Genomic DNA, 23021 nt, shown 5'->3' on the forward strand with positions numbered 1-23021 from the left:
GCTCGACCGGCCGGACAAACGCGCCTCGCCCCGCCGACCGATGGCGAGATGATTTTTCCGAAGATTGCCTGCCTGCAAATCGCTACACTGCGCCAATGTCGCGTGCCGGACGCACGTGCGAGTCAACAGTTCAGCGGGATGCAGGAGATGGGTGTGCTCAAGAAACTGGGAATCAAAGGTCGCGTATTGTTGCTGACCCTGTTGCCCACCAGCCTGATGGCGTTGGTGCTCGGTGGCTATTTCACCTGGATGCAGCAGTCCGATTTGCAGACCCAACTGATGCAGCGCGGTGAAATGATCGCCGAACAACTGGCGCCACTGGTAGCGCCCGCCATGGGCCACGGCAACACCGATCTGCTCGAACGCATCGCCACCCAATCGCTGGAACAGCCTGACGTGCGCGCCGTCACCTTCCTCGCCCCAGATCGCACACCGCTGGCGCACGCCGGACCGACCATGCTCAATCAGGCGCCCAGTGGCGACAGTGCACAACTGCAACGGCGCAGCGGCAATGACGCCACACGTTATCTGATGCCGGTGTTCGGCAAGCATCGCAACCTCGCCGGCGACGTGATCCCGCAAGAATCCGAGCGCCTGCTCGGCTGGGTCGAACTGGAGCTGTCGCACAACGGCATGCTGCTGCGCGGTTATCGCAGTCTGTTTGCCAGTCTGCTGCTGATCGCCGCGGGCCTCGCCGGCGCGGCCCTGCTCGCCTTGCGCATGGGCCGCACCATCAACCGCCCGTTGAGCCAGATCAAACACGCCGTTGCGCAACTCAAAGACGGTCATCTGGAAACCCGCCTGCCACCACTCGGCAGTCAGGAACTGGACGAGTTGGCCTCGGGCATCAACCGCATGGCCGGGACCCTGCAGAACGCGCGCGAAGAACTGCAGCACAGCGTCGATCAGGCCACCGAAGACGTGCGGCAGAACCTGGAAACCATCGAGATCCAGAACATCGAACTGGACCTGGCGCGCAAAGAAGCGCTGGAGGCGAGCCGGATCAAATCCGAGTTCCTCGCCAACATGAGCCACGAAATCCGTACGCCACTCAACGGCATTCTCGGCTTCACGCATCTGTTGCAGAAAAGCGAGCTGACCCCGCGCCAGCTCGACTATCTGGGTACCATCGAAAAGTCCGCCGACAGCCTGCTCGGGATCATCAACGAGATCCTCGACTTCTCGAAGATCGAGGCCGGCAAACTGGTGCTCGATCATATCCCGTTCAACCTGCGCGACCTGTTGCAGGACACCCTGACGATTCTGGCGCCGGCGGCGCACGCCAAGCAGTTGGAGCTGGTGAGCCTGGTCTATCGCGACACGCCGCTGTCGCTGGTCGGTGACCCGCTGCGGCTGAAACAGATCCTCACCAACCTGGTCAGCAACGCGATCAAGTTCACCCGCGAAGGCACCATCGTCGCGCGCGCCATGCTTGAGGAAGAACACGAGGACAGCGTGCAACTGCGCATCAGCATTCAGGACACCGGCATCGGCCTGTCGAGTCAGGATGTGCGCGCGTTGTTTCAGGCGTTCAGTCAGGCCGACAACTCGCTGTCGCGCCAGCCCGGCGGCACCGGTCTGGGTCTGGTGATTTCCAAGCGCCTGATCGAACAGATGGGCGGCGAAATCGGCGTCGACAGCACCCCAGGCGAAGGCTCGGAGTTCTGGATCAGCCTGAGCCTGCCGAAAACCCGCGACGACACCGAAGATTTGCCGGCCCCACCGCTGCTCGGACGCCGCGTGGCAGTGCTGGAAAATCACGAACTGGCGCGCCAGGCCTTGCAGCATCAACTGGAAGACTGTGGCCTCGATGTCACGCCATTCAATACGCTGGAGAGCCTGACCAACGGGGTCACCGGCGCGCACCAGACCGATCAGGCGATCGATCTTGCGGTGCTCGGCATCACCAGCAACGACATGCTCCCGGAGCGCCTGAACCAGCACATCTGGGATCTCGAACACCTCGGTTGCAAAGTGCTGGTGTTGTGCCCGACCACCGAACAGACGCTGTTCCATCTCTCGGTGCCCAACCCGCACAGTCAGCTCCAGGCCAAACCGGCCTGCACGCGCAAATTGCGTCGGGCGCTGGCGGATCTGGCCAACCCGCGCCAGCCGCGCAGTGAGCCGGGCGAACCGCTGTCGAGCCGTGCTCCGAAAGTGCTGTGCGTCGATGACAATCCGGCCAACCTGTTGCTGGTGCAGACCCTGCTCGAAGACATGGGCGCCAAGGTGCTGGCCGTGGAAAGCGGCTATGCGGCGGTCAAGGCAGTGCAGAGCGAATCCTTCGATCTGGTGCTGATGGACGTGCAGATGCCGGGCATGGACGGACGCCAGACCACCGAAACCATCCGCCAGTGGGAAAGCGAACGGCATTGCACACCGCTGCCGATCGTCGCCCTCACCGCCCACGCCATGGCCAACGAAAAACGCGCCTTGCTGCAAAGCGGCATGGACGACTACCTGACCAAACCGATCAGCGAGCGGCAACTGGCGCAAGTGGTGCTGAAATGGACGGGGCTGGCCTTGCGCAATCAAGGCGCGGAGCGCGCCAGCGAGAGTGCGACGGGCAGCAACGAACTGCCCGTGATCGACCACGAAGAAGGCTTGCGCCTGGCCGCTGGCAAGGCCGATCTGGCGGCGGACATGCTGGCGATGCTGCTCGCCTCGCTGGAAGCCGACCGCGAAGCGATTCGCGCCGCCAGTGAAGCCCGCGATCAGAATGCACTGATCGAGCGTGTGCATCGCTTGCACGGCGCGACTCGGTATTGTGGCGTACCGCAATTGCGCGCGGCCTGCCAGCGCAGTGAAACCCTGCTCAAACAGGGCGATCCGAAAGCACCGGCGGCGTTGGAGGAATTGGAGCGGGCGATCAATCGCCTCGCGACCCAGGCCAGAATCAGCGCCTGACCCATGGCAATACCGGCGGTGGCAACCGCCGATAAAGTGGGGGTGGTCAACATTGACTCGCCACCCCGCTCCAGGAGGAATACATGCGCACGCTCGTTTTCAGCAGCCAGACCTACGACCGCGACAGTTTCCTCGCCGTCGATTGCCCGGGCGGGATAGAACTGCACTTTCAGCAGGCCCGGCTCAGTCTCGACACCGCCGCCCTGGCCGAGCACCACGAGGTGGTCTGCGCCTTCATCAATGACGATCTCAGTGCGCCAGTGCTGGAGCGTCTGGCGGCCGGGGGCACGCGCCTGATCGCCCTGCGTTCGGCGGGCTACAACCATGTCGATCTGCTCGCGGCGAAACGCCTCGGGTTGGCCGTGGTACGGGTGCCGGCCTATTCGCCACATGCGGTGGCCGAACATGCGGTGGCGCTGATTCTGGCGCTCAACCGGCGCCTGCACCGCGCCTACAACCGCACCCGCGAAGGCGATTTCACCCTGCACGGCCTGACCGGTTTCGATCTGGTGGGCAAAACGGTCGGCATCGTTGGCACCGGGCAGATCGGCGCGACGTTCGCGAAAATCATGCACGGTTTCGGTTGTCAGTTGCTGGCCTACGATCCGTATCCAAATCCGGAGGTTGTGGCTTTGGGCGCGCAGTATCTGAGCCTGCCGGAGCTGCTCGCACAGTCGCGGATCATCAGCCTGCATTGCCCGCTCAATGCGCAAAGCAAACACTTGATCAACCGTGAGTCACTGGCCCATCTGCAACCGGGGGCGATGCTGATCAACACCGGGCGCGGCGGCCTGGTGGACACACCGGCGTTGATCGATGCACTGAAGGACGGCCAATTGGGCTATCTGGGACTGGATGTGTATGAGGAAGAGGCGCAGCTGTTTTTTGAGGATCGCAGCGACTTGCCGCTGCAGGACGACGTGCTGGCGCGGTTACTGACGTTTCCGAACGTGATCATCACTGCGCATCAGGCGTTCCTGACCCATGAAGCCTTGGGTGCGATTGCCGCGACCACCCTGCACAACATCGCGACCTGGGCCGCAGGCACGCCGCAGAACCAGGTCGAAGGTTGAAGGTTGAAGGTTGAAGGCTGAAGGCTTGCCGGTTTATTTCGGCGACAGCGAAGAAGCGAGGATCAGCAACGCCAGCCAGCCGAACCCGAAAAAGCGCTGTTTCATCGAGTGGCCGTTGCGCAGCAGGAACCAGACAAAGACCATCGGCAACAGAAACACCATGATCTTCAACCAGCCTTCCACCGGACGCGAACCATCAGCGTTGGCCTGAGGCTGCGGCGCGGGCTCGGGCTGCCGACGGCGCCGGCCGACAGCGGCCGGTGTCACTTTCGGCGCCGGCTCCGGAGCTGGCGGCGGAACAAAGGCGTCGGGCACGGATTTGTTGCGCGGCAGGCTGCCGAATGAAATCGTCGCGGCTGCCGTCGCCTGCGGCGGGTTGTGGTCATGCTGCTCCGCCATCGGAGCGCCACAATGAATGCACGCCTTGGCTTCGGAGCTGATGCTCCGCTTGCATTCATAACATTCGATCAGCGCCATGTTCCGTTCCCTCAGATTGAAGGGCGGCAGTTTGCCATGAGCGCCAGCCGATTTGAACCGGATCGAAGGTCGCACGCGTACGCCATCCTGCAATCAAGCCCGTGCTAGCATGTCGCGCAGATTTGGAGGACCCATGGTCGAACACGATTTCCGCTACACCCTGATGAACCCGCAACACACCCTCACCGAATGCCGCGCCCTCGTACCGGGCCGCTATCAGGTCACCGGCAATGGTGGCTCGATCCGCAACGGTGATGTCCTGTTGGTCACGCTCAAAGGCAGCAAGGACTTGTCCATGCGCCTGACCGTCGACACCGTGCGCCACCTGATCAATCCGCCGGGCCAATGGACCGCGATGACCACCGGCCCGGTATTCGGCGAACTGGCGATCCACACCTGGCAGGTCAACTGCGACAGCTGCGCCAAAGAGCTGAACTTCGAGTTCGCCGTGGACGCCAAGCTGGGCAAGAGCGCCGAGAAGCCGGCCGCCACCGCACGCATCGCCGAGCTGGGCTGGAAAGCCGTTGGCGACAAGCACTTGTGCCCGAAATGCCAGGAGCCTGCGTGATGAAACGCCTCGCCCTGCCGCTGTTGGTCGGTGCCGGTCTGGTGGGCTGCGCCGCAGAGCCTGTGCAATTGCAGCAGAACCGCAGCTACATTCTGGAGTGGATCGGCGAGCGGCCCTTGATGGATTACAGCCACCTGACCGTGACCCTCGGCGACGATGGTCGTGCTTACGGCAACGGCGGCTGCAACCACTGGTTCGCGCCGTACACCCTCGAAGGCGACAAGCTGAGCTTCGGCCCGATCGGCAAGACCCGCAAACTCTGCGCCCCGGCGCTGATGGAGCAGGAACAACGCTTCCTGCAGGCCCTGCAAGGCGTTGAGCGCTGGGACATCTCACCGATCGAGCAGATGCGCTTCTGGCCGGCGCAAGGCAAGCCGTTGCGTTGGTGGCTGGAAGAGGGTTAACCCCCTCCTGCTGCTGAGACTACCCTGTGGTGAGGGGATTTATCCCCGATGGGGCGCGGAGCGCCCCCCCTTCGGAGGGTCAGGGTAAACCGAGCTCTCGGGTTTCAGGGCTGCTGCGCAGCCCATCGGGGCGGTGCGACGTTTCGCTAAATCCCCTCACCACAAAACCTCACTTGCCCTACTTTGTCGCCTGCAACGCCTCCAGCTTCGCCATCACCCCCGCCGCCGTCTGCTCACCCATCAACTGCTCACGCACCTTGCCCTTGTTGTCGATGATGTAGGTCACCGGCAAGGCCTCACTGCGCGGCAGGTCGAACAGGTCGGCCGGATCCTGCGCCAGCACGGTGAATTTGATGCCGAGTTTCTCGCTGGCGCTCTTCAGGTCTTCACCCTGGACGTTGTCGAAGTTCACCCCGAACACACCGACATTCTTGCTCTTGAGTTCGTCCGCCAAATGATTGAGCTCCGGGATTTCAGTGCGGCACGGGCCACACCATTCGGCCCAGTAGTTGAGCACTACCCATTGCTTGTCCAGGCGCTCGGACGCCACTTTCTGACCACTCTGGTCAATGCCGTAGTCGTTGCCGCAGCCCCCCAGCATCAACGCCCCGATTATCGTCAATGCCGCTGCCAATCGCCGTGTCATGTCATGTTCCCTGGTCAAAAATTGAAGGCGCCTGCGACCCGTTGCCTCTGAAGGTTCTGGATTGCGCGCTGCACAGTTAGAATAGCCGCCACTTTACGCCAGAAGCGACCTGCCATGACCGATCTGACGCTTTATCACAATCCGCGCTGCTCGAAATCCCGCGGCGCGCTGGAACTTCTTGAGGCCCGTGGCCTGACCCCGAACGTGGTGCGTTACCTCGAAACCCCGCTGAATGCGGTGCAAATCAAGGCACTGCTCGGCAAGCTCGGGATCAGCGCGCGTCAGTTGCTGCGCACCGGAGAAGATGAATACAAAATGCTTCAGCTGGCTGACGAAAGCCTCAGCGAAGCGCAATTGATCGACGCCATCGCCCAGCACCCAAAACTGATGGAGCGGCCAATTCTTGAAGTCGGCAACAAGGCCGTGATCGGTCGTCCGCCGGAAAATGTGCTGGAGCTGTTGCCGTGAGCGCGCCCTATATTCTGGTGCTGTATTACAGCCGCAACGGCGCGACCAATGAGATGGCGCGGCAGATTGCGCGCGGTGTCGAACAGGCGGGTCTCGAAGCGCGCTTGCGTACGGTGCCAGCCATTTCCACCGAATGCGAAGCCGTGTTGCCGGACATCCCGGATGAAGGCGCGTTGTATGCCACGCTCGATGACCTGAAGAATTGCGCGGGTCTGGCGCTGGGCAGCCCGACGCGCTTCGGCAACATGGCCGCACCGCTGAAGTATTTCCTCGATGGCACCAGCAATCTGTGGCTGACCGGTGCACTGGTCGGCAAACCCGCTGGCGTGTTCACCTCCACCGCCAGCCTGCACGGCGGCCAGGAAACCACTTTGTTGTCGATGATGCTGCCGTTGTTGCACCACGGCATGCTGATCACCGGCCTGCCGTACAGCGAGTCGGCGCTGCTGGAAACCCAGGGCGGCGGTACGCCGTATGGCGCCAGTCATCACGCCGGGGCCGATGGCAAAAAAGGTCTGGATCCGCACGAGATGGCGCTGTGCCGTGCCCTCGGCCTGCGTCTGGCCAAGACTGCGCAAAAACTGGAGGGCTGAGGGTGGCGAAGAAGCCGAAAGTCCTGCCCTCTGTCGAGTGGCTCGAACCCCGCGTCAAGGCGATGCGGGTCGTCAGCCTGCTGTGCTTCTTCGGCCTCGCCGGGCTGCTCGCCGTTTACTACCTGGTGTTTGCCGACCTGCATGGCGCCCGACCGTGGGTGATTCTGCTGGTCGAGCTGATCCCGTGGCTGATCCTCGCGCCGGGGATGCTGATGGGCAACGCACGTGCGCACTCGTGGATGTGCTTTGTGGTGAATCTGTATTTCATCAAAGGCGCACTGGCGGCCTATGACCCGAACCGGCAGCTGTTTGGCGTGCTGGAGATGGTCGCGAGCCTGGCGCTGTTCTGCTCGGCGCTGCTGTATGTGCGGTGGCGGTATCAGTTGAATCGCAAGCTGGCTGGCGAGGGCGAGATTTCCTTAGCCTGATGAAAAAGATCGCAGCCTTCGGCAGCTCCTACAGGGGGAACGCATTCCAAATGCAGGTGCTGCCGAAGGCTGCGATCTTTTAGCGATTCAATGATTGACGGTGTACGCCAGCATCATCGAAATCTGGCTCATCGGCCGCCCGCCACTCTGTTCATGCCACTGATTGAACGCGTTCTGCACAATCGCCAGATCACGCAGGCTGGTCGGCACCTTGTCGACGATCTTCTGCGCATTCAGCGCCGCGACCACGTCATAGCTCGGCACGAAGGTGTCCTTGCCGACCATGCGCAGGAAGCGCGGTGCCGACAGCCCACCTAACTGACTTCCGTGTTTTTTCAGGTAAGTCCACAGACCGACGATATCGGTCACCGGCCAGTCGGCGATCAGCGCGCCGAAACTGCCCTTCTCCTGCTCGACATCGAGAATGAACTGCGCATTGCGCGGCACGCTCTTGAGCTTGCCCAGGTGACGGATGATCCGCGCGTCCTGCATCAGGCGTTCAAGATGTTCGGCGCTCATCAGCACGACTTTTTCCGGGTCGAACTTGAAGAACACCTCTTCGAAAGCCGGCCACTTGGCGTCCACCAGGCTGTGCTTGAGGCCGGCGCGAAAGACGCGCAAGGCCATGGTCGAGAGGTAGCGGTCGTCGCTGATTTTGCGCAATTGCGCGGGGGGCTTGGGAACGGGCAGATGGGCTTCCAGTTCAGCCGCCGAACCGAAGCGGTTCAGACAGTATTCGTGCAGCCACTTGTAATCGCGCATGCCCTCTCCTATTGAATGAAACGAAAAACCCCATGTGGGGGCAGGCCCTGTGGTGAGGGGATTTATCCCCGATGGGCTGCGCAGCAGCCCCAGCTTTTCTGGGGGCGCTTCGCGCCCCATCGGGGATAAATCCCCTCACCACAGGGCTCGCTCCCACAGGGAAGGGGTTTACAGATTGACGACGTTAACGAAGCGCGAAGCCGCGGTCTCGTCGATCTTCAGGCTGGTGAAGTCGAACAGGTTGCGGTCGGCCAGTTGCGACGGCACGACGTTCTGCAGACTGCGGAAGATGCTTTCAGTGCGGCCCGGAGTCTTGCGCTCCCAGTCCTGAAGCATTTCCTTGACCACCTGACGCTGCAGGTTTTCCTGCGAACCGCAGAGGTTGCACGGGATGATCGGGAATTCCTTGAAGTCCGAGTAGGCCTGGATGTCTTTCTCGTTGCAGTAGGCCAGCGGACGGATCACCACGTTGCGCCCGTCGTCGGCGCGCAGCTTTGGCGGCATCGCCTTGAGGGTGCCGTTGAAGAACATGTTGAGGAAGAAGGTCTCGACGATGTCATCGCGATGGTGACCGAGGGCCATTTTGGTCGCGCCGATTTCGTCGGCAAAGGTGTACAGCGTGCCGCGACGCAGGCGCGAGCAAAGCGAGCAGGTGGTTTTGCCTTCGGGAATCAATTCCTTGACCACCGAGTAGGTGTCTTTCTCGACGATGTGGTACTCGACGCCCAGCTCTTTCAGGTAGGCCGGCAGCACGTGCTCGGGAAAGCCCGGCTGCTTCTGGTCCATGTTCACCGCGACGATCTCGAACTTGATCGGTGCAACCTTCTGCAGGTGCAGCAGCACGTCGAGCATGGTGTAGCTGTCCTTTCCTTATAGCTTAAGAAAACATAACTGGACAGCATCAGAATAATCGCAACTTGTTGATTTTAAATGAATTAAATAGAAAGCTGGCTTTACAGAAAAATGCGAAAAAGTAAATTTTGCGTCTTCTTGGCCTCTAAACACCCTCTCCCCCCCCCGAAAAATCACCTTGAACCTTTACAAAATCCGAACGACATCAATCCGGCCTTCAACGCTGGATGATGAAACCTCGGCTGCTTCGAATTCGTAGGGCGGTCGGGCATCCGACCTATCAATGGATAGATCTATAAAATTGAAGAGACTACGATCAGCTAACTGGGATGGACTTACGTTTTGTAAGCTGTGAAAGATGTTTTCTACGCAGCCAGGATTTACCGAATCCCACTCCGCAATCATCGACTTGATTTTTTTCCTCTGCAAATTCTCTTGCGAGCCGCAGAGATTGCACGGAATGATTGGATATGCGCTATCGGCAGCGACCTTTGCTATATCTTTCTCGCGACAGTAGGCGAGCGGCCGGATAACTATATTTCTCTTGTCATCGCTAAGAAGCTTAGGAGGCATCCCTTTCATTTGCGCCTGGAAGAACATGTTCAGAAACAAAGTTTCAACCATGTCATCCATATGATGACCGAGTGCCAATTTAGTAGCCCCAATTTCCTCAGCAAAACTATAAAGCGTGCCCCTTCTGAGTCTAGAGCAAAGAGAACAAGTAGTCTTACCCTCCGGGATCTTACTCTTGACAACGGAATAAGTATCCTTGTCAATTATATAGTAATCAATCCCTTTAGCCTCGAAAAACTCAGGCAAGATATGCTCCGGAAAGCCAGGTTGCTTCTGATCAAGATTAACCGCCACAACACTGAATTTTATTTGCGCAACTCTCTGCAAGTGCAGCAAAGCGTCAAGCATAACGAATGAATCTTTGCCACCACTTACGCAGGCCATAATTTTGTCGCCATCTTCGATCATTGCATAATCTACAACAGCCTTGCCCACATTGCCGCGCAGCTTTTTACGACGAAGTTCCGCAGCTTTATTAATCTGAGATGCTTGTTCGCCCATCATCATAAACACTAGCTTCCAATTAAAATATTTACAAACCCAATTTACTATAAAAATATCGCCCACCTTGCAACATCCCGCACCACTTGCGAAGGATTGAGATAGTTAGACACTACCAAAATCGGACACAGGAACAATCCGAAGCAAAGCACAGCACAGCATTTAGGCCACGTATTTAATATACGACATACACTCTTAAGTAAATCTATAAGGCCGTATCATCTGCCGAGTTTGACGCCAGCTATATCATAACAAGATTATGCCTGCGTTTTATAGAAGCTCCTGACCAACGATTGCATTTAGCTTGACCGAGTCGCAGCAGAGGTGGATCACAGCACGGAACTCTGCGAGTCACGCGGAGGGGCCGCAGCAGCCTCAGAATCGCATGTGGTGTCAGGCAGGCTCAGTCATTGGGGCTGGATTCAGACGTTGAAGATCAAGCCTTCAGCGCAGCCTCGATCGCGGCAAAGTCGATCTTCGTCATGCCATCAATGGCCTCGAACGAACGCGTTGTTGCCGCTCGATCAGGGCTGGGTATTGCAGCCGTCAGAATATGCAGGGAGATCTACCACGAAACACCCACTCGTCCCTGTACCAGCCATACGCGCTCACCTGGCCCCATTGTTAATGATCGTGTTCACAAGTGGTCCGTCTCAGCCTGATCATCGGTCGCGACCTGGAACGAAAAGGCTCTTTGTACTGGAACACCGGACCGTCGCTCAGGCCAAGGCAGGACATGCGCGCTACCCTGAACTCGACCGCGAACACATCGCCCTGTTTGCCGGCTGGATAGTCGCCCGGAGCGTGGCGGACGGCCACCACCACTCAGTCAGAAAAGTCTCTGCATAGAAAGAAGAAGTCTCCCCTTTGATTACAACAAAACGGCAGTAGCTGATTGCGGTGACGATTCGAAGCTTCCACTCATCTAGGTCTCAGTGGTCCACGATGGTTCGGCTGTTGCCAGTCACGACGGGCCGGATTTAATCCATAGCTGCCGGTGGCGACAGGCCGAAACCGGCCAGAAACTGCTGGTCACGCCAAGGCTGGGCCGGTTTCGCTGAGGCTCGAAAGCATCTATGAAACTGGGGGCTATTCACTCGCCCCAATACTTGGCGTCGTAAAGGTTCTTCATGCGATGTGTTTCAACGTGTCGTTGATAAATCGTATGGCCAGGGAGGCTGAAAACTTTTTGTTCCTCAGTGATCTCAATCTCGGATTTTATCTTTGCAATAAATGCTTCAATTTGTTCTGGTAGTTCAGTTAAAACATTGCAGCAAGGCAATACGTTTTTAAGAAGATTGCAGTTTATTGGGGTTATTTTGTTGCTTTCTAGTAATTGCCAGCTAAAAGTGCTTCCGAAACTGGAATTTGTTAAAACTGCGCGAATATGATTGATTTGCGCCGAATCATCCAAGCTGGGAAAAGATTTTTTGAATAAACTAGTTTTCTCTTTGGGTTCGAGTTTATCAAATCGTTTGGTCTGCTCAACTGCTTCCCGAATTCTATCGTCCAAACGTCGCACCATGCGAGCTGACTCAGGGTATAAAGTGGCTTTTGCCTGGACGGTCATCACGGTATTGGATTTATTGCAAAAAACCAATAAATCAATCTCGCCCCCAGTAAAGTCACATTCTAAATAAGTATAAAAGCCATTGCTTTCGAAATGCCTTTGAGCCCTTCTCAAGAGTTCAGGTTCGAAAAAGTGAGATATCAATCCGTCATAGTTGTATTTAGTATTTTTATCATCATCTATTAGTATGGAGATCAAAAGATTTCTCGTGCCCAGTAGGGTTGGAACTAAGGCCGGGCAGAAGTATACGTCATCCGAAATGCTCCAGAATGGCGGCATGAATTTTAAGCTTAGGCTGCCATTTTTTCCCTCGCCGCAGAAGAAAAACTCAGAAAATTTATCGTAGTCTGACTCAGCCACCCCGGTGAGCTTTTGAACTAGAAATTTCAGCTCGGCGGCACCCAGCCTGGCCATGCCAAGGCCTTGTAAATGATGATCTCCATCCCCTGAGTCTTTAAGTTCATTGACTTCCAGGTATTTGTAAACTATGAACGTGATGTCATTATAGATTTGCCCTATGCAGATAAAAGCATTCCTGATTTTTTTAAAGGCATCGGCAGAAGAAAATCCAATCTGCGTATAGAAATCAGGTGGAATAATATCTGCTTCAATGAATGCATTTTCAGATGCTTTGTACTGCTCGGAAATGTAATCAAAATAAAATGTGGGATTTACGGGCTTGTTGGTTTTTAGCCGATTAACAACGCTCTTGAGCCAAGGTCTAGAATCGTGAGCTTGGTTTGAAATAACTGGTAGAGATAAATGCGTTACAATGATGTCATTGATTTCATGTTTGAGTGTAATTTCATCAGCGTAGTCGATCGTTGACTTTTCGCTGCTTTCGCGAGTGAATCTATATATTTTGCTACGAATAAATGGGATGACTATATTGAGGTTTGCGCAAGCGAATAAATTTTTAAAGTCATCAGGGTTTAGCTTGCGCAAAAAATCATCGCATGATTCAGGGCTTTGAGGACTAAAGTCGTTCATGCGCTCAAATACAAATGTATACGGAATTGCGAAGCTATGAGGTGCTTGCTTTTCTTGAATGAATTGGAAGGTGGCAACCTGGCAGAAATGATTGTAAACATGGAGAAAAGGTTGTCGAAGAATTGGGTTGTCATCAAACAGCTTGTCGATCTGTGGTTCGAGGATTTTCATTTACAAGCCCGGCTATCAAAATTTGAAAATAGAAAAAGCAACCCGTCGCATCAGGGTTTTTTATCGATTTTATAGGGTGGAAGAGCGATATTATCTCATGATTTGCCAAGGTGGGTGGAGTGAGATAAACAGAAAGTCAAGTTTGGTCTGAGGTATATGTTGTTTTCTTAGCCCCAAGACAATCTCTGCAGGCCTTGCCTGAAAGTTTTGGTTTGGTAACTGAATCGCTAAAGGTTCTATAGACACAATTGAGCGGCTGCTACTGGCCGATTCTGTTGAAAAAGTCGGCTTCTGAGAGAGCTGCTTATCAGTAGCTCAAAAAACGCTCGATTTCGGCATTGCTACGTAAAAACTAAGGCAGCTCTGTCTTCTGAGCGCACCAGATTTCAACGTCGCTCGCGCTCTTTTATGGGCAAAAAACGCGAGGGGACTTTTTCAACAGAATCGGCCGAAAGCCGTGTTTCACAACGGTAACTACCGGCCAGAAGCGGTCACACTATGGAGGCAGCTCAACACTGTACAGGGAGCTGAAGCGTGGCTTCTGGAGTCCGAGAAGGCATTACAGAAGCAGCTTCGCGATAGCGCCAAAAATATTCCGGCACTATTCGGAATCTCCATTCGCCGAAGCATCCTCAGAGAGCAGGCGTTGGAGCACCCTGTATGTATGCCTGGATGTCTTGGATAACCCTTTCTCGACGCGGGGTATCGTGCATCAATTGCTCGACCATCTTGATGGCTAGCTGTCCTGAACTGAGCATATGGTTCACCTTCACGCGTGACCCAGACAAAGGAATCCCTTTTTTTACGACTGTCTCATCAGCAGACGCTCGCAGCTTGGCGCGCGACAACTGTGGAAGCATTTTGGCTAAAACGCCGGGGGCCTTGGCGCTAAGCAATGTGACTGCCAGCACATCCGTAACGTGGTCGTATTCAGAGAAAGACTTAAGCTGGAGGCTCGTCGCATTTAGCACGGCTCGCCCCCCATCATTAAAGAGACTCTCGTAAATCACCTCCGTTTCTTTATCTACTACTCCGGCTTTTACCTCTGATGAATATCCATAGTAAAAGGCAAAAGGAAGGCGCTTCTGAAGGCTCAGATTTTCTACGGCTTTCATCGAATGGCAGGCAGCGACAATAACTGTCAGCTCACCCCCTGTCCGCTGAGTGACGCTATCCAAGCTGTCCAACAACTCATCCCAGCCAATAAACTCCCCGGACGGCGTTCCAAGACCCTTCTCGGAGTGGCCGTGAGCATCAATGAATATGATTGGTCGAATGCCAAGCTCACACGCGCCTGTGATTTCCTCGAAGCATTCTGCAAATTTGGTTGCAGAGCCCGCCTCGAATCGATGGGCGAAATTCTTGTTGTATTCAAATCGCTCAGGATCGCGCGCGAGAAGCAAATCGTGCAGTTCTCTCAGTCGAGAGAGACCGGTTTACAGATCCCGCTCGCTTAAACAGTCGATGATGAAAATGGCGTTTCCGGGCGAGAACGCGCTGCGTCTGAGGGTAAATTTCGTCGGATCCATGAATCGCCCCTAGTTGTGTGGACATTCTTTGGCCTCGTAGCGGCGGGGGCTACATGAGCATACGCCCTTGCCTTGCGAAGTAGTCAACTTGTGGCTGCCTTTGGCCGGTTAGCGGCCACTGCTCTGGCTAGCCATGCTTGTCCTTCCACACGTGGAGGACTTGCCATGGACATCATTGCTACCTGCAGCCGTCAGCCCTGGAACAAAGGAAAATTGGTCGGGCAGAAAACCCCGCTCCGACAGAGAGATATCTGGGCCATCCGAGTAAGGCTTCAAATTGCAGAACGAACCCGGGATCTGGCTCTGTTCGATCTGGCCATCGACAGCAAGCTTCGAGCCTGCGACTTAACCAAGCTCCGTGTGTGCGACGTTGCTCATGGCGAGCATGTGTCATCACGAGCAATGGTTATGCAGCAGAAAACGAAGCGACCAGTGCAGTTCGAGATTACTGAGCAAACACGGTCTGCTCTCGCAGCCTGGATACACCAAGCACAACTCCGTAGCCAGGACTGCCTTTTCCCGAGCAGGCTGCATACCTCAGATCATCTATCCACTCGTCAATATGCTCGTATCGTCAAAGGCTGGGTAAAAGCCATTGGCCTTGATCCAGCCATGTATGGCACTCACACAATGAGACGTACGAAGGCATCGCTGATCTATCGCAGGACGAAGAACCTACGGGCGGTTCAACTTCTGCTCGGCCATACGAAGCTGGAGAGCACCGTTCGATATCTTGGGATTGAGGTCGATGACGCTCTGGAAATGGCGGAGCAGACCGAAGTCTGACCATATATTGCGACGGTCGAAGTCAGGCCGTCGCTAACCGGCCAAGACCGGCCAATGATGCGCCGATAAACGTGCCGAATCAGTCAGAATACTGCGCCTGCGCCCCGGTGAAGCCGGCGCGCCAAGTTTGAGGTAGGTTCAAGACTGCACCAATGCTTCCGCAGCCCATTTGCGCCGATAAAGCCAAAGGCGATCTCTACTTTCGTCGGCGAAGCGTCGTGATGATTACCCCGCCCAGCAGCAATAGCGCCGCCGCAGCCAGGGTGCTCATAGTGCCTAGCGCAGGCACCATCGGGGTATAACCGGCGACCATCTTCGAGTACAACCACTTGGGCACGGTCGAGTCGGCCCCGGAGGTGTACAGCGACAGCGGGAAGTTACCCCAGGACAGCAGGAAGGCGAACAGTGCCCCCGACCAGATCCCCGGCCACAGCAGCGGCAGGGTGATTTCGCGGAATATGAACAGCTTGCCGGCGCCCAGATCGCTGGCAGCCTCCTCCAGGCTCGGGTCATAGTTGTAGACCTGGATGGCGATGACCAAGGTCACCACCGGCACGATCCACACTAGATGGGCGATCACCGCGGTCTTCCAGCTCGGACTGAGGCCCAGCGCGTTCATCCACAGCAGCAGGGCCAGGCCCAGCACAGTCTGCGGAAAGAAGATCGGCAGCAGCAGCAGCTTCTGGTACAGCTTGCGGCCCTTCCAGTCGTAGCGGGCGAAGGCCAGCGCGCCGAAGAAGGCCAGCACTACCGAAATCAGCGTCACTAGCAGGGCGATCTTCAGCGAGTTGTGCACGAGGATCTGCACCTCAAACGAATCGACCGTGCGCTGCCACCAGCTCAGCGAGTATTCCCGTACCGGGAACAGGAAGTAGCGACTCATCGACAGCCCGGCCAGCGCACTGCAGATGATCGGCAAGTAGATGGCCACGAGTACGAAGCCCGTCCAGCAGCACACCAGAAAGTCGGAACGGATTTGTGCCTGATTTCTCATCTCAACGTTTCCCTAACACTCGATCAAGGTCCAGGCGCGTCAGCACGAAGAGCGTCAGACTGCCGATAATCAGCACCAGCAGTACCGCCAGCGCGGCGCCTAGCGGCCAGTTCTGCGCGTAGGTGAAGGCCACCTCGATGTCGTGAACCACAGTGATCACCGACTGCCCGCCGAGAATCCTTGCCTCTGCCACCGCGCCCACGGCGAGCACGAAGGTCAGCAACATACCGATGAGGATGCCCGGCATCGCCAGCGGCAGCTCGACCTCGCGCCAGACCATCAGCCGGCCGGCGCCCAAATCCTTCGCCGCATCCACCAGATCCCGCGGCACCATGGCCAGCCCTAGGGTGATGGGGAACAGCATGAAGGGCAGGTACACATAGACCATGCCGAACAAAGTCAGTCCCGGGCTGTAGAGCACATCGGGCGCGCGGCCCAGATCGAACGCCTTAAGCACGCCGTCGAGCACGCCGTTCTTAATGAAGAACTGCACCCAGCCGTAGAGCCGCACGTTCTCCGAGACGAACAGAGGGAACACGAACAGCACGCTGATCAGCGGGGCGAAGCGGCCAAACACCCGGTTGAGCCCGTAGGCGATGGGATAGGCGATGACCGCTAGCATCGCCACGCAGAGCGCGGCCAGCACCAGCGACCAGACGAACGAGCGCCACACCGTGTTGGACGGATTCAGCACGGCGGCGAAGTTATCCAAGGTGAAGGTGCGGAACACCTCGAAGCTTTTCGGCTCGGCGAAGGCGAAGGCCACCACTGTCACCAGCGGGGCGAGAAAGCCCAGCAGCAGAAAGATCACCAGCGGACTGGCGTAGCGGGCGCCGGTGGATAGGCCGCGCCCCGAAACAGCATCCATGGTCAGGCTCCTGCAATGATGGCGTTCGCCGCGTTCCAGCCGATGAGCACCTGCTCGTCACGGGCCCGGTCGCGGGTAAAGGTGCGCGGATTTTCCAGCAGCACGCTGCGGTCGCCGCAGCGGATCTGGTATTGCATGCGCGAGCCGAGCGAGTACTCGTTGAACACCGTGCCGCGGATGACGTTGTCGAATTCGTCCTCCGAACCGGCGAACTGCATGTATTCCGGGCGCACCACCACGGTGGCGGCCGTCGCGCCCTGCAGCTCGGCCGGCAGGTCGAGGCGGAGCGGACGGTCGAGGCCGGCGCTGTACCAGCCCCGCCCGGCTACCAGGCTGACCGGGAATTTGTTGACCTCGCCAAAGAATTCGGCGACGAACTCGTCGGCCGGGTGCGCGTAGATCTCCTCCGGCGACCCTACCTGAATGATCTGCCCCGATCGCATCACGGCGATGCGATCGGACATCACCATCGCCTCTTCCAGCGAGTGGGTGATGTAGATGAAGGTCTTACCGCTTTCCCGGTGCAGATCCTTCAGCTCCTTCTCCAGCACCTTCTTCAGCTTGTAGTCCAGCGCCGAGAGCGGCTCATCGAACAGCAGTACGTCCGGGTCGTAGGCGAAGGCGCGGGCCAGCGCCACCCGCTGACGCTCGCCGCCGGAGCACTTCATGACGTTCTTGTCGTAGTAGTTCTCCGGCAGCCGCAGCATCCGCAGCAGTCCCAGCGCCCGGGCCCTGCGCTCAGCCTTCGGCACCTTCTTCACCTTCAATGGAAACTCGATGTTTTCCCCCACCGTCTTGTGGGGAAACAGCGCAAGGGACTGGAACACCAGACAAGTAGGCCGGCGCTGAGCGGGCAGGTTGTTGATCGCCTCCCCGCGCAGGGTGATGTTGCCGCTGCTGGGGGCCTCCATGCCCGCCAGCATACGCAGCATCGTGGTCTTGCCGGAACCGGACGGCCCGACGATCGTCAGGAACTCACCTTCCAGTACATCCAGCGAGATGTTCTTCACCGCCGTGAAATCACCGAACTTCTTCTGCACATCCACCAGTTGCAGCACCGGTAGTGGCTGTTTCGCGACGTTGTCGATTGTCGAGCTGTTCATTGATGCCTGCCCTGACCGAACCATATCAACGCATCCGCTTTGCCGCGGAGATCATTTCCAGAGCCTGGTCGAACTCCGGCACGATGTCGTAGGCCACGCAGCGCTCCATTTCCTCCCCCAGGCTGTCCCACTGGATAGCGGCGAGCTCGTCCTTGGTGAACAGCTTGAAGCACTCTGGATTGCCCATCTGGCTGACCGGGTTGAAGGTGCCCTCGGCGAAAGCCACGCGATGGGCGATCTCCGGCTCCTGCACGTACTTGAGGAAGTCGTTGGCCAGCGGAGAGAGGTTGGGGTTGTTCACCAGCGAGGTGATCTCCACCCAGGACACGCCCCCCTTGCCATCCACCGGACCGCGCAGAGGGGTGATGCCGCGGATTTCCGGGAAGCCGTCGGCCCGCGCCGGCGAGCAGCTGTAGGTGCCGCCGGTCATGTACAAGTCGATTTCGCCGGAGATCATTGCCTGATTGAGGCTGGAAGCGTCGCCGATCATCTTCGCGCCCTTGAATACCGCATTGGCGGTTTCCTGGAACTTCGCCATCTGCGCCGGCGTGTGCTCGATGAAGGGGTTGATCCCGGCCACCAGGAATATGTCGAAGACGTTCCAGTCATCCGACTCCTGGATGCCGTACTTGCCGCTCAGGGCCTTATCGTTGAACAGGTCCCAGCCGGTGTCCTCGGCCGTCGCGCGGCTGATCCGGTCGGTATTGACCACGTAGTTGAACGGACCGAAACGCTGTGCCATACCCAGCAGCTCGTTGCCGTCGGCGCTCATCGCCCACTGATACGGCGGCTTGAACTGGGGCAGCATGTCCTCGAAATAGGGCTCGAACTCGGCCCGCGGCAGCGGCTTGATCAGGCCCTCGGGCAACATCACCTTGCGCGCCCAGGGGTTGTTCACGTTGATCAGGTCCCAGACGTTGGTCTCGCCGGCGCGCAGCCGGTTGATCATGGTCGGGTCGTTGGTCAGGGACTCGGCGCGCACATTGGCACCGGTCGAACGGCGGAACGGATCGAGCACCTGTGCCGAGTTGTAACCCTCCCAGCAAAGGATGTTCAGCTCCTTCTCCCGCGCAGCAAAGGCGCTGGAGCTCATCAGCAACGAGCCGCCACCGAGGGCTGCCGCACCGGCGCCCATCCCCATCAGCTTCAACAGTTCCCTTCTCGATACGCCCTTCATGATTCGTCCTCGCCTGTCTTGAAGTGAAAGAAACGAGGGCGAGTAAAAACCAGATACGAGGCGAGTTCAACATTTTTTTGGCAAGCACCAACATGATGCGAGGCGCCCCAAAATGGGAGGCTCAGCGCCCTCCCGCTGGGCTAACCTCGGCTGTATAACCCATTTTTAGAAGGTGAATGCCTGGTCCGCATATTGCAAATTGGACCACAGGAGGCGTTGCAGGCCGTCCTTAACAGGAGATAGAAATGTTTGAATCACTACAAAAAAAGACGGTAATCGTCACGGGCGCTAGCCGGGGCATCGGCCGCGGCATCGCCCGTCGCTTCGGCGAGGCCGGGCTGAATGTGCTGGTGGTGTCACGCTCGCTGGGCGACGCCCGCAAGGTGGCCGAGGAAATTGGCCCGCAGGCCTCGGGCTTCGCCGCTGACGTCAGCCAGCAGGCCGACTGCCAGGCGATGGTCGATACGGCCGTCGAGCGCTACGGATCGGTGGACGTGCTGGCCGCCAACGCCGGGATCTTCCCCTCGGCCCGCATTGCCGAGATGACGGTAGAGGATTTCGACCATGTGATCCACACCAACCTGCGCAGCGCCTTTCTCTGCACCCGCGCGGTCACACCGGTGATGGAAAAGCAGGGCTTCGGCAGGATCATCCTCACCTCCTCGATCACCGGACCGATCACCGGCTTCCCAGGCTGGTCCCACTACGGCGCCAGCAAGGCCGGCCAGCTGGGCTTCATGCGCACCGCGGCGATCGAACTGGCCCGCGCCGGCATCACCGTCAACGCGGTGATGCCGGGCAACATCGCCACCGAGGGGCTGGAAGGCATGGGCGAGGAATACGCTGCAAAAATGGCCGCCTCGATCCCCTCCGGCCGGCTGGGCAAGGTCGAGGACATCGCCAACGCCGTGCTCTTTTTCGCCAGCCGCGAGGCCGGATTTATCACCGGGCAGACCATTGTCGTCGACGGCGGCCAAGTCCTGCCGGAATCCTCCGAGGCGCTGGGGTGAAACGAGGCAGTTGAAACTGAAAACGGCGGACCCGGTCCGCCTTTTTCATGCCCTGGACTCCACAGTCGGAGCCGGATTCCGGTTCACGGCCAAGACCGTCCCCCAGGAGCCCGCTGGCCCGGGTCACCCCTGGCGCAGCACCTCCTGCAGGGTGGTCAGGAACTGATCGGCATTGGCCTCGCTGAAGCATAGCGCCGGGCGGATCTTCAGTACGTTGCCATAGGCGCCGGCGGCACCGATCAACACGCCCCGCTCCTTCATCGCATTGATGACGAACCCCGCCAGGGCGGCATCCGGCGTGGCGTTTTTGCTGACGAACTCCAGGCCGATGAACAGCCCGGCCCCACGCACGTCGCCAATCCGCGCATCGCTCAGCCCCATCTGCTTCAGGCCGTCGCGCAAGTAGCGGCCGACCCTGTCGGCATTGGCGATAAGCCCCTCCCGTTCCAGGGTGTCCAGCACCGCCTGGCCGGCCGCCGCCGCCACCGGGTTGCCGGCGAACGTGTTGAAGTAGCCTGTCTCGGCGCAAAAGCCGTCGAGCAGCTCCGGCCGGGTCACCACGCCGCCCATGGGAAAGCCGTTTCCCATGGGCTTGCCGAGGGTCACCACATCCGGATCGACGCCGTGGCGCTGGAAGCACCAGTGCCCCTGGCCGGTCCGGCCGAAGCCCGGCTGCACCTCGTCGGCGATGAACAGCCCGCCGGCGCGATGCACCGCCTCCACCGCCTTGACCAGAAAGCCCGGTGGATCGGCAAACACGCCATCGCTGGAAAAGATGGTGTCGACCACCAATCCGGCAAAGCGGATGTCATTGCGCTGGAGGTCGGCAATGGCCTGCTCCAGATGCGAAGCGAATACCTCGCCAACTTTCTCCCCCGGCGCCAGGCGGAAGCTGTCTGGTGCCGGAATAGTGCGGATATGTGGCGGCAGCTCGCGCCCCTTGCGGTAAGACGAGGGGGAAATTTCCATCACCGCGCTAGTGTTGCCGTGGTAGGCCGTCTCGGTCACCACGAAACCGCTGCCGCCTGTCGCAGAGCGGGCGATGCGCATGGCGATGTCGTTGGCCTCGCTGCCGGTGCAGGTCAGCAGCAGGTTCGATAGCGACGGGGGAAAGGTACCGAGCAGGGTTTCGGCGTAGTCCGTCAGGTTCTCGTAGAGATAGCGCGTGTTGGTATTCAGCCGGGCGGCCTGCTCGCTGATGGCCTCCACCACCGCCGGATGGCAATGCCCGAGCACCGGGACATTGTTGTAAACATCCAGATAGGGCCTGCCCGCGGTGTCGTACATGAACACCCCCTCGGCTCGGGCGATCTCCAAAGGCTGCTCGTAGAACAGCACCGAGGAGGCGCCAAAACAGCGCCGGCGCTTCTCAACCAGCGTACCCAGCCGGCCGCCCAGCGCGCTGGCGCGGCCAGCGTCGAAGCGGTTTAGGGCAAGGATTTGTTTGGGTTCGGTCATGGGATGTCCCCGCTGTGGGTGTCAAGATAGCGTTGAGCCAGGGCCACCGTGCCCCGGGTGTAGTCCTCGCCCATGGACTGCGCGGTAGGCGTTTCCGCATGGCTGGCGACCCAGGCGGTCAGCTGCATGCGGCGCAACATGAGAAACATCGGAATGGCTCGCTCGTCCTCCTCGGAGAGCGGCGCCACGCTGCGATAGCCTTCGAGCCAGGCAGCGAGAAACTCGCCCACCCGCGGGTCTTCCTCGAGAAAGCTGAGGCAGGCGGCAAAGTCGTAAACAAACCAGCTAAAGCCACAGTCGTCGAAATCGATCACCGTGAGCCGCTCACCATCCACCAGCAGGTTGGCCAGGCGCATGTCGCAGTGCACCAGCCCAAACCGCTCCGGCGCCATGCCGTAAGCTTCAGTCTGCCCGCGCAACAGCGCCTGGGTGCGCTCGAGTACCTCGCGCCCTTCCGCGGTCAGTCCCAACGCATTGCGCCAATCGCCCCAGTACGCCTGTTCGCCAATGATGGTGTCGAAGTTCCAGACCTTGCGCGTAAAGCCTTGGGGCTGAGGCCAGCACAGGCTGTGCTGGTGCAGGCGCGCATTGGTCTGGCCGAGGACCCGGTACCAGCTGATCAGCTGCGAGCCTGGCTCCGGCTCACTGCCCGGCACCCACTCGAAGGCCGTTACATGACGAAGGGTCTGGCCATCGACGAAACAGCTCAGGGCCCGTCCATCAACCGTGGCTACCGGCGCCGATGTGCTGACCAGCCCCGATTCCCGCAGCGCCCGGATCCAAGCCAATTCCGATTCGATTTCGGCGAGACTGTGGTACTCCGGGCGCTGCACCCGCAGTACCAGTCGCCGACCGGCCACATCCTCGGCAAGGTAGGTGGCATTCTCGGAAATGGTCAGAAGCTTCAGCGCAGCGTCCGGCGCCATCTCCCATTCAGGAAGCAGGACGCGCAGCCCGGCCTCCAGTCTTTCGAGAAAATCCGATTGATAAAGCATTGTCGCCCCTCTTGGAGTGATGCGAGAAGTACAACATTTTGCAGAGATAACCACAAATTTATTTTAGTGTTTACCACATTAAAATGTCGCACTACCTTCAATTAATCCAGCCTTTTAG

21 protein-coding genes and 2 pseudogenes are annotated in these 23021 nt (G+C 58.4%); 9 read left to right on the plus strand and 14 right to left on the minus strand.

What is annotated here, in order from left to right:
- The first annotated feature begins 153 nt into the window (after window positions 1-153).
- A complete protein-coding gene (locus tag HXW87_RS24390) occupies window positions 154-2907 on the plus strand; it encodes a response regulator (RefSeq protein WP_121187804.1) in 2754 nt (917 codons plus the stop codon).
- 83 nt (window positions 2908-2990) lie between these two features.
- Window positions 2991-3980: a 2-hydroxyacid dehydrogenase gene (locus HXW87_RS24395; protein WP_121186698.1), complete on the plus strand. Its 990-nt coding sequence runs from the start codon at window positions 2991-2993 to the stop codon at window positions 3978-3980.
- A gap of 33 nt (window positions 3981-4013) precedes the next feature.
- Here HXW87_RS24395 and HXW87_RS24400 read toward each other — a convergent pair whose 3' ends face one another.
- A complete protein-coding gene (locus HXW87_RS24400) occupies window positions 4014-4457 on the minus strand; it encodes a hypothetical protein (RefSeq protein ID WP_239777900.1) in 444 nt (147 codons plus the stop codon).
- A 133-nt stretch (window positions 4458-4590) separates the two neighbouring features.
- On the opposite strand from HXW87_RS24400, the gene HXW87_RS24405 reads away from it, so the two are divergent.
- Complete coding sequence (locus HXW87_RS24405; RefSeq protein WP_041067531.1) at window positions 4591-5025, plus strand: hypothetical protein; 435 nt, start codon at window positions 4591-4593, stop codon at window positions 5023-5025.
- Window positions 5025-5429: an META domain-containing protein gene (locus HXW87_RS24410; RefSeq protein WP_108183526.1), complete on the plus strand. Its 405-nt coding sequence runs from the start codon at window positions 5025-5027 to the stop codon at window positions 5427-5429. Before HXW87_RS24405 ends, HXW87_RS24410 begins: the two co-directional genes overlap by 1 nt.
- A 178-nt stretch (window positions 5430-5607) precedes the next feature.
- Here HXW87_RS24410 and HXW87_RS24415 read toward each other — a convergent pair whose 3' ends face one another.
- Complete coding sequence (locus tag HXW87_RS24415) at window positions 5608-6075, minus strand: TlpA disulfide reductase family protein (RefSeq protein WP_239777901.1); 468 nt, start codon at window positions 6073-6075, stop codon at window positions 5608-5610.
- A 114-nt stretch (window positions 6076-6189) separates the two neighbouring features.
- Here HXW87_RS24415 and arsC point away from each other — a divergent pair, with 114 nt between their 5' ends.
- From arsC to HXW87_RS24430, 3 genes are read left to right on the plus strand one after another with little or no spacing between them, the layout of a single operon-like run.
- Entirely contained in the window at window positions 6190-6543 is a 354-nt protein-coding gene (gene arsC, locus HXW87_RS24420) for an arsenate reductase (glutaredoxin) (protein ID WP_047295787.1), read from the plus strand.
- Window positions 6540-7136 (plus strand): NAD(P)H:quinone oxidoreductase, encoded by a 597-nt coding sequence (wrbA, locus tag HXW87_RS24425; protein WP_239777902.1) that lies wholly within the window; start codon window positions 6540-6542, stop codon window positions 7134-7136. The genes arsC and wrbA overlap by 4 nt, the downstream gene beginning before the upstream one ends.
- 2 nt (window positions 7137-7138) lie before the next feature.
- A complete protein-coding gene (locus HXW87_RS24430) occupies window positions 7139-7564 on the plus strand; it encodes a DUF2069 domain-containing protein (RefSeq protein WP_239777903.1) in 426 nt (141 codons plus the stop codon).
- A gap of 87 nt (window positions 7565-7651) precedes the next feature.
- On the opposite strand, the gene HXW87_RS24435 is transcribed toward HXW87_RS24430, so the two are convergent.
- From HXW87_RS24435 to HXW87_RS24460, 6 genes and pseudogenes are all read right to left on the minus strand, one after another.
- Window positions 7652-8326, minus strand: a complete 675-nt coding sequence (locus tag HXW87_RS24435; protein ID WP_047295793.1) for a DNA-3-methyladenine glycosylase I — start codon at window positions 8324-8326, stop codon at window positions 7652-7654.
- A 168-nt stretch (window positions 8327-8494) separates the two neighbouring features.
- Window positions 8495-9196, minus strand: a pseudogene (gene ttcA, locus HXW87_RS24440) (tRNA 2-thiocytidine(32) synthetase TtcA); the annotation flags it as partial.
- A gap of 168 nt (window positions 9197-9364) precedes the next feature.
- Complete coding sequence (gene ttcA / locus HXW87_RS24445; protein ID WP_023082599.1) at window positions 9365-10258, minus strand: tRNA 2-thiocytidine(32) synthetase TtcA; 894 nt, start codon at window positions 10256-10258, stop codon at window positions 9365-9367.
- Between the two features lie 430 nt (window positions 10259-10688).
- A pseudogene (locus tag HXW87_RS24450) lies at window positions 10689-11160 on the minus strand (VOC family protein).
- Between the two features lie 185 nt (window positions 11161-11345).
- Window positions 11346-12983, minus strand: a complete 1638-nt coding sequence (locus HXW87_RS24455; protein ID WP_023083077.1) for a hypothetical protein — start codon at window positions 12981-12983, stop codon at window positions 11346-11348.
- 632 nt (window positions 12984-13615) lie between these two features.
- Window positions 13616-14386, minus strand: coding sequence for a hypothetical protein (locus HXW87_RS24460; protein ID WP_239777904.1), 771 nt, complete (start codon window positions 14384-14386; stop codon window positions 13616-13618).
- 291 nt (window positions 14387-14677) lie between these two features.
- Between HXW87_RS24460 and HXW87_RS24465 the strand changes: the two genes are divergently transcribed.
- A complete protein-coding gene (locus tag HXW87_RS24465; RefSeq protein ID WP_031668117.1) occupies window positions 14678-15298 on the plus strand; it encodes a tyrosine-type recombinase/integrase in 621 nt (206 codons plus the stop codon).
- Window positions 15299-15494: 196 nt separating this feature from the next.
- On the opposite strand, the gene HXW87_RS24470 is transcribed toward HXW87_RS24465, so the two are convergent.
- Genes HXW87_RS24470 through HXW87_RS24485 form a run of 4 tightly spaced genes read right to left on the minus strand, consistent with a single transcriptional unit; the run spans window position 15495 to window position 19440 of the window.
- Window positions 15495-16292 carry an ABC transporter permease gene (locus HXW87_RS24470; RefSeq protein WP_023082602.1) on the minus strand — a complete coding sequence of 266 codons (798 nt, stop codon included), beginning with the start codon at window positions 16290-16292 and terminating at the stop codon, window positions 15495-15497.
- A gap of 1 nt (window position 16293) precedes the next feature.
- Window positions 16294-17160 (minus strand): ABC transporter permease, encoded by an 867-nt coding sequence (locus tag HXW87_RS24475; protein ID WP_023082603.1) that lies wholly within the window; start codon window positions 17158-17160, stop codon window positions 16294-16296.
- Between the two features lie 2 nt (window positions 17161-17162).
- Window positions 17163-18263, minus strand: a complete 1101-nt coding sequence (locus tag HXW87_RS24480) for an ABC transporter ATP-binding protein (protein ID WP_023082604.1) — start codon at window positions 18261-18263, stop codon at window positions 17163-17165.
- Window positions 18264-18288: 25 nt separating this feature from the next.
- Window positions 18289-19440 (minus strand): PotD/PotF family extracellular solute-binding protein, encoded by a 1152-nt coding sequence (locus HXW87_RS24485; RefSeq protein ID WP_023082605.1) that lies wholly within the window; start codon window positions 19438-19440, stop codon window positions 18289-18291.
- Between the two features lie 245 nt (window positions 19441-19685).
- Between HXW87_RS24485 and fabG the strand changes: the two genes are divergently transcribed.
- Window positions 19686-20450: a 3-oxoacyl-ACP reductase FabG gene (gene fabG, locus HXW87_RS24490; protein ID WP_023082606.1), complete on the plus strand. Its 765-nt coding sequence runs from the start codon at window positions 19686-19688 to the stop codon at window positions 20448-20450.
- Between the two features lie 123 nt (window positions 20451-20573).
- Here fabG and HXW87_RS24495 read toward each other — a convergent pair whose 3' ends face one another.
- Window positions 20574-21908 (minus strand): aspartate aminotransferase family protein, encoded by a 1335-nt coding sequence (locus HXW87_RS24495; protein ID WP_023082607.1) that lies wholly within the window; start codon window positions 21906-21908, stop codon window positions 20574-20576.
- Entirely contained in the window at window positions 21905-22903 is a 999-nt protein-coding gene (locus HXW87_RS24500) for a phosphotransferase (RefSeq protein ID WP_023082608.1), read from the minus strand. The genes HXW87_RS24495 and HXW87_RS24500 overlap by 4 nt, the downstream gene beginning before the upstream one ends.
- Window positions 22904-23021: the final 118 nt, after the last annotated feature.

The sequence above is a fragment of the Pseudomonas sp. Y5-11 genome (assembly GCF_022368695.1).
Classification (GTDB): Bacteria; Pseudomonadota; Gammaproteobacteria; order Pseudomonadales; family Pseudomonadaceae; genus Aquipseudomonas; species Aquipseudomonas parakoreensis.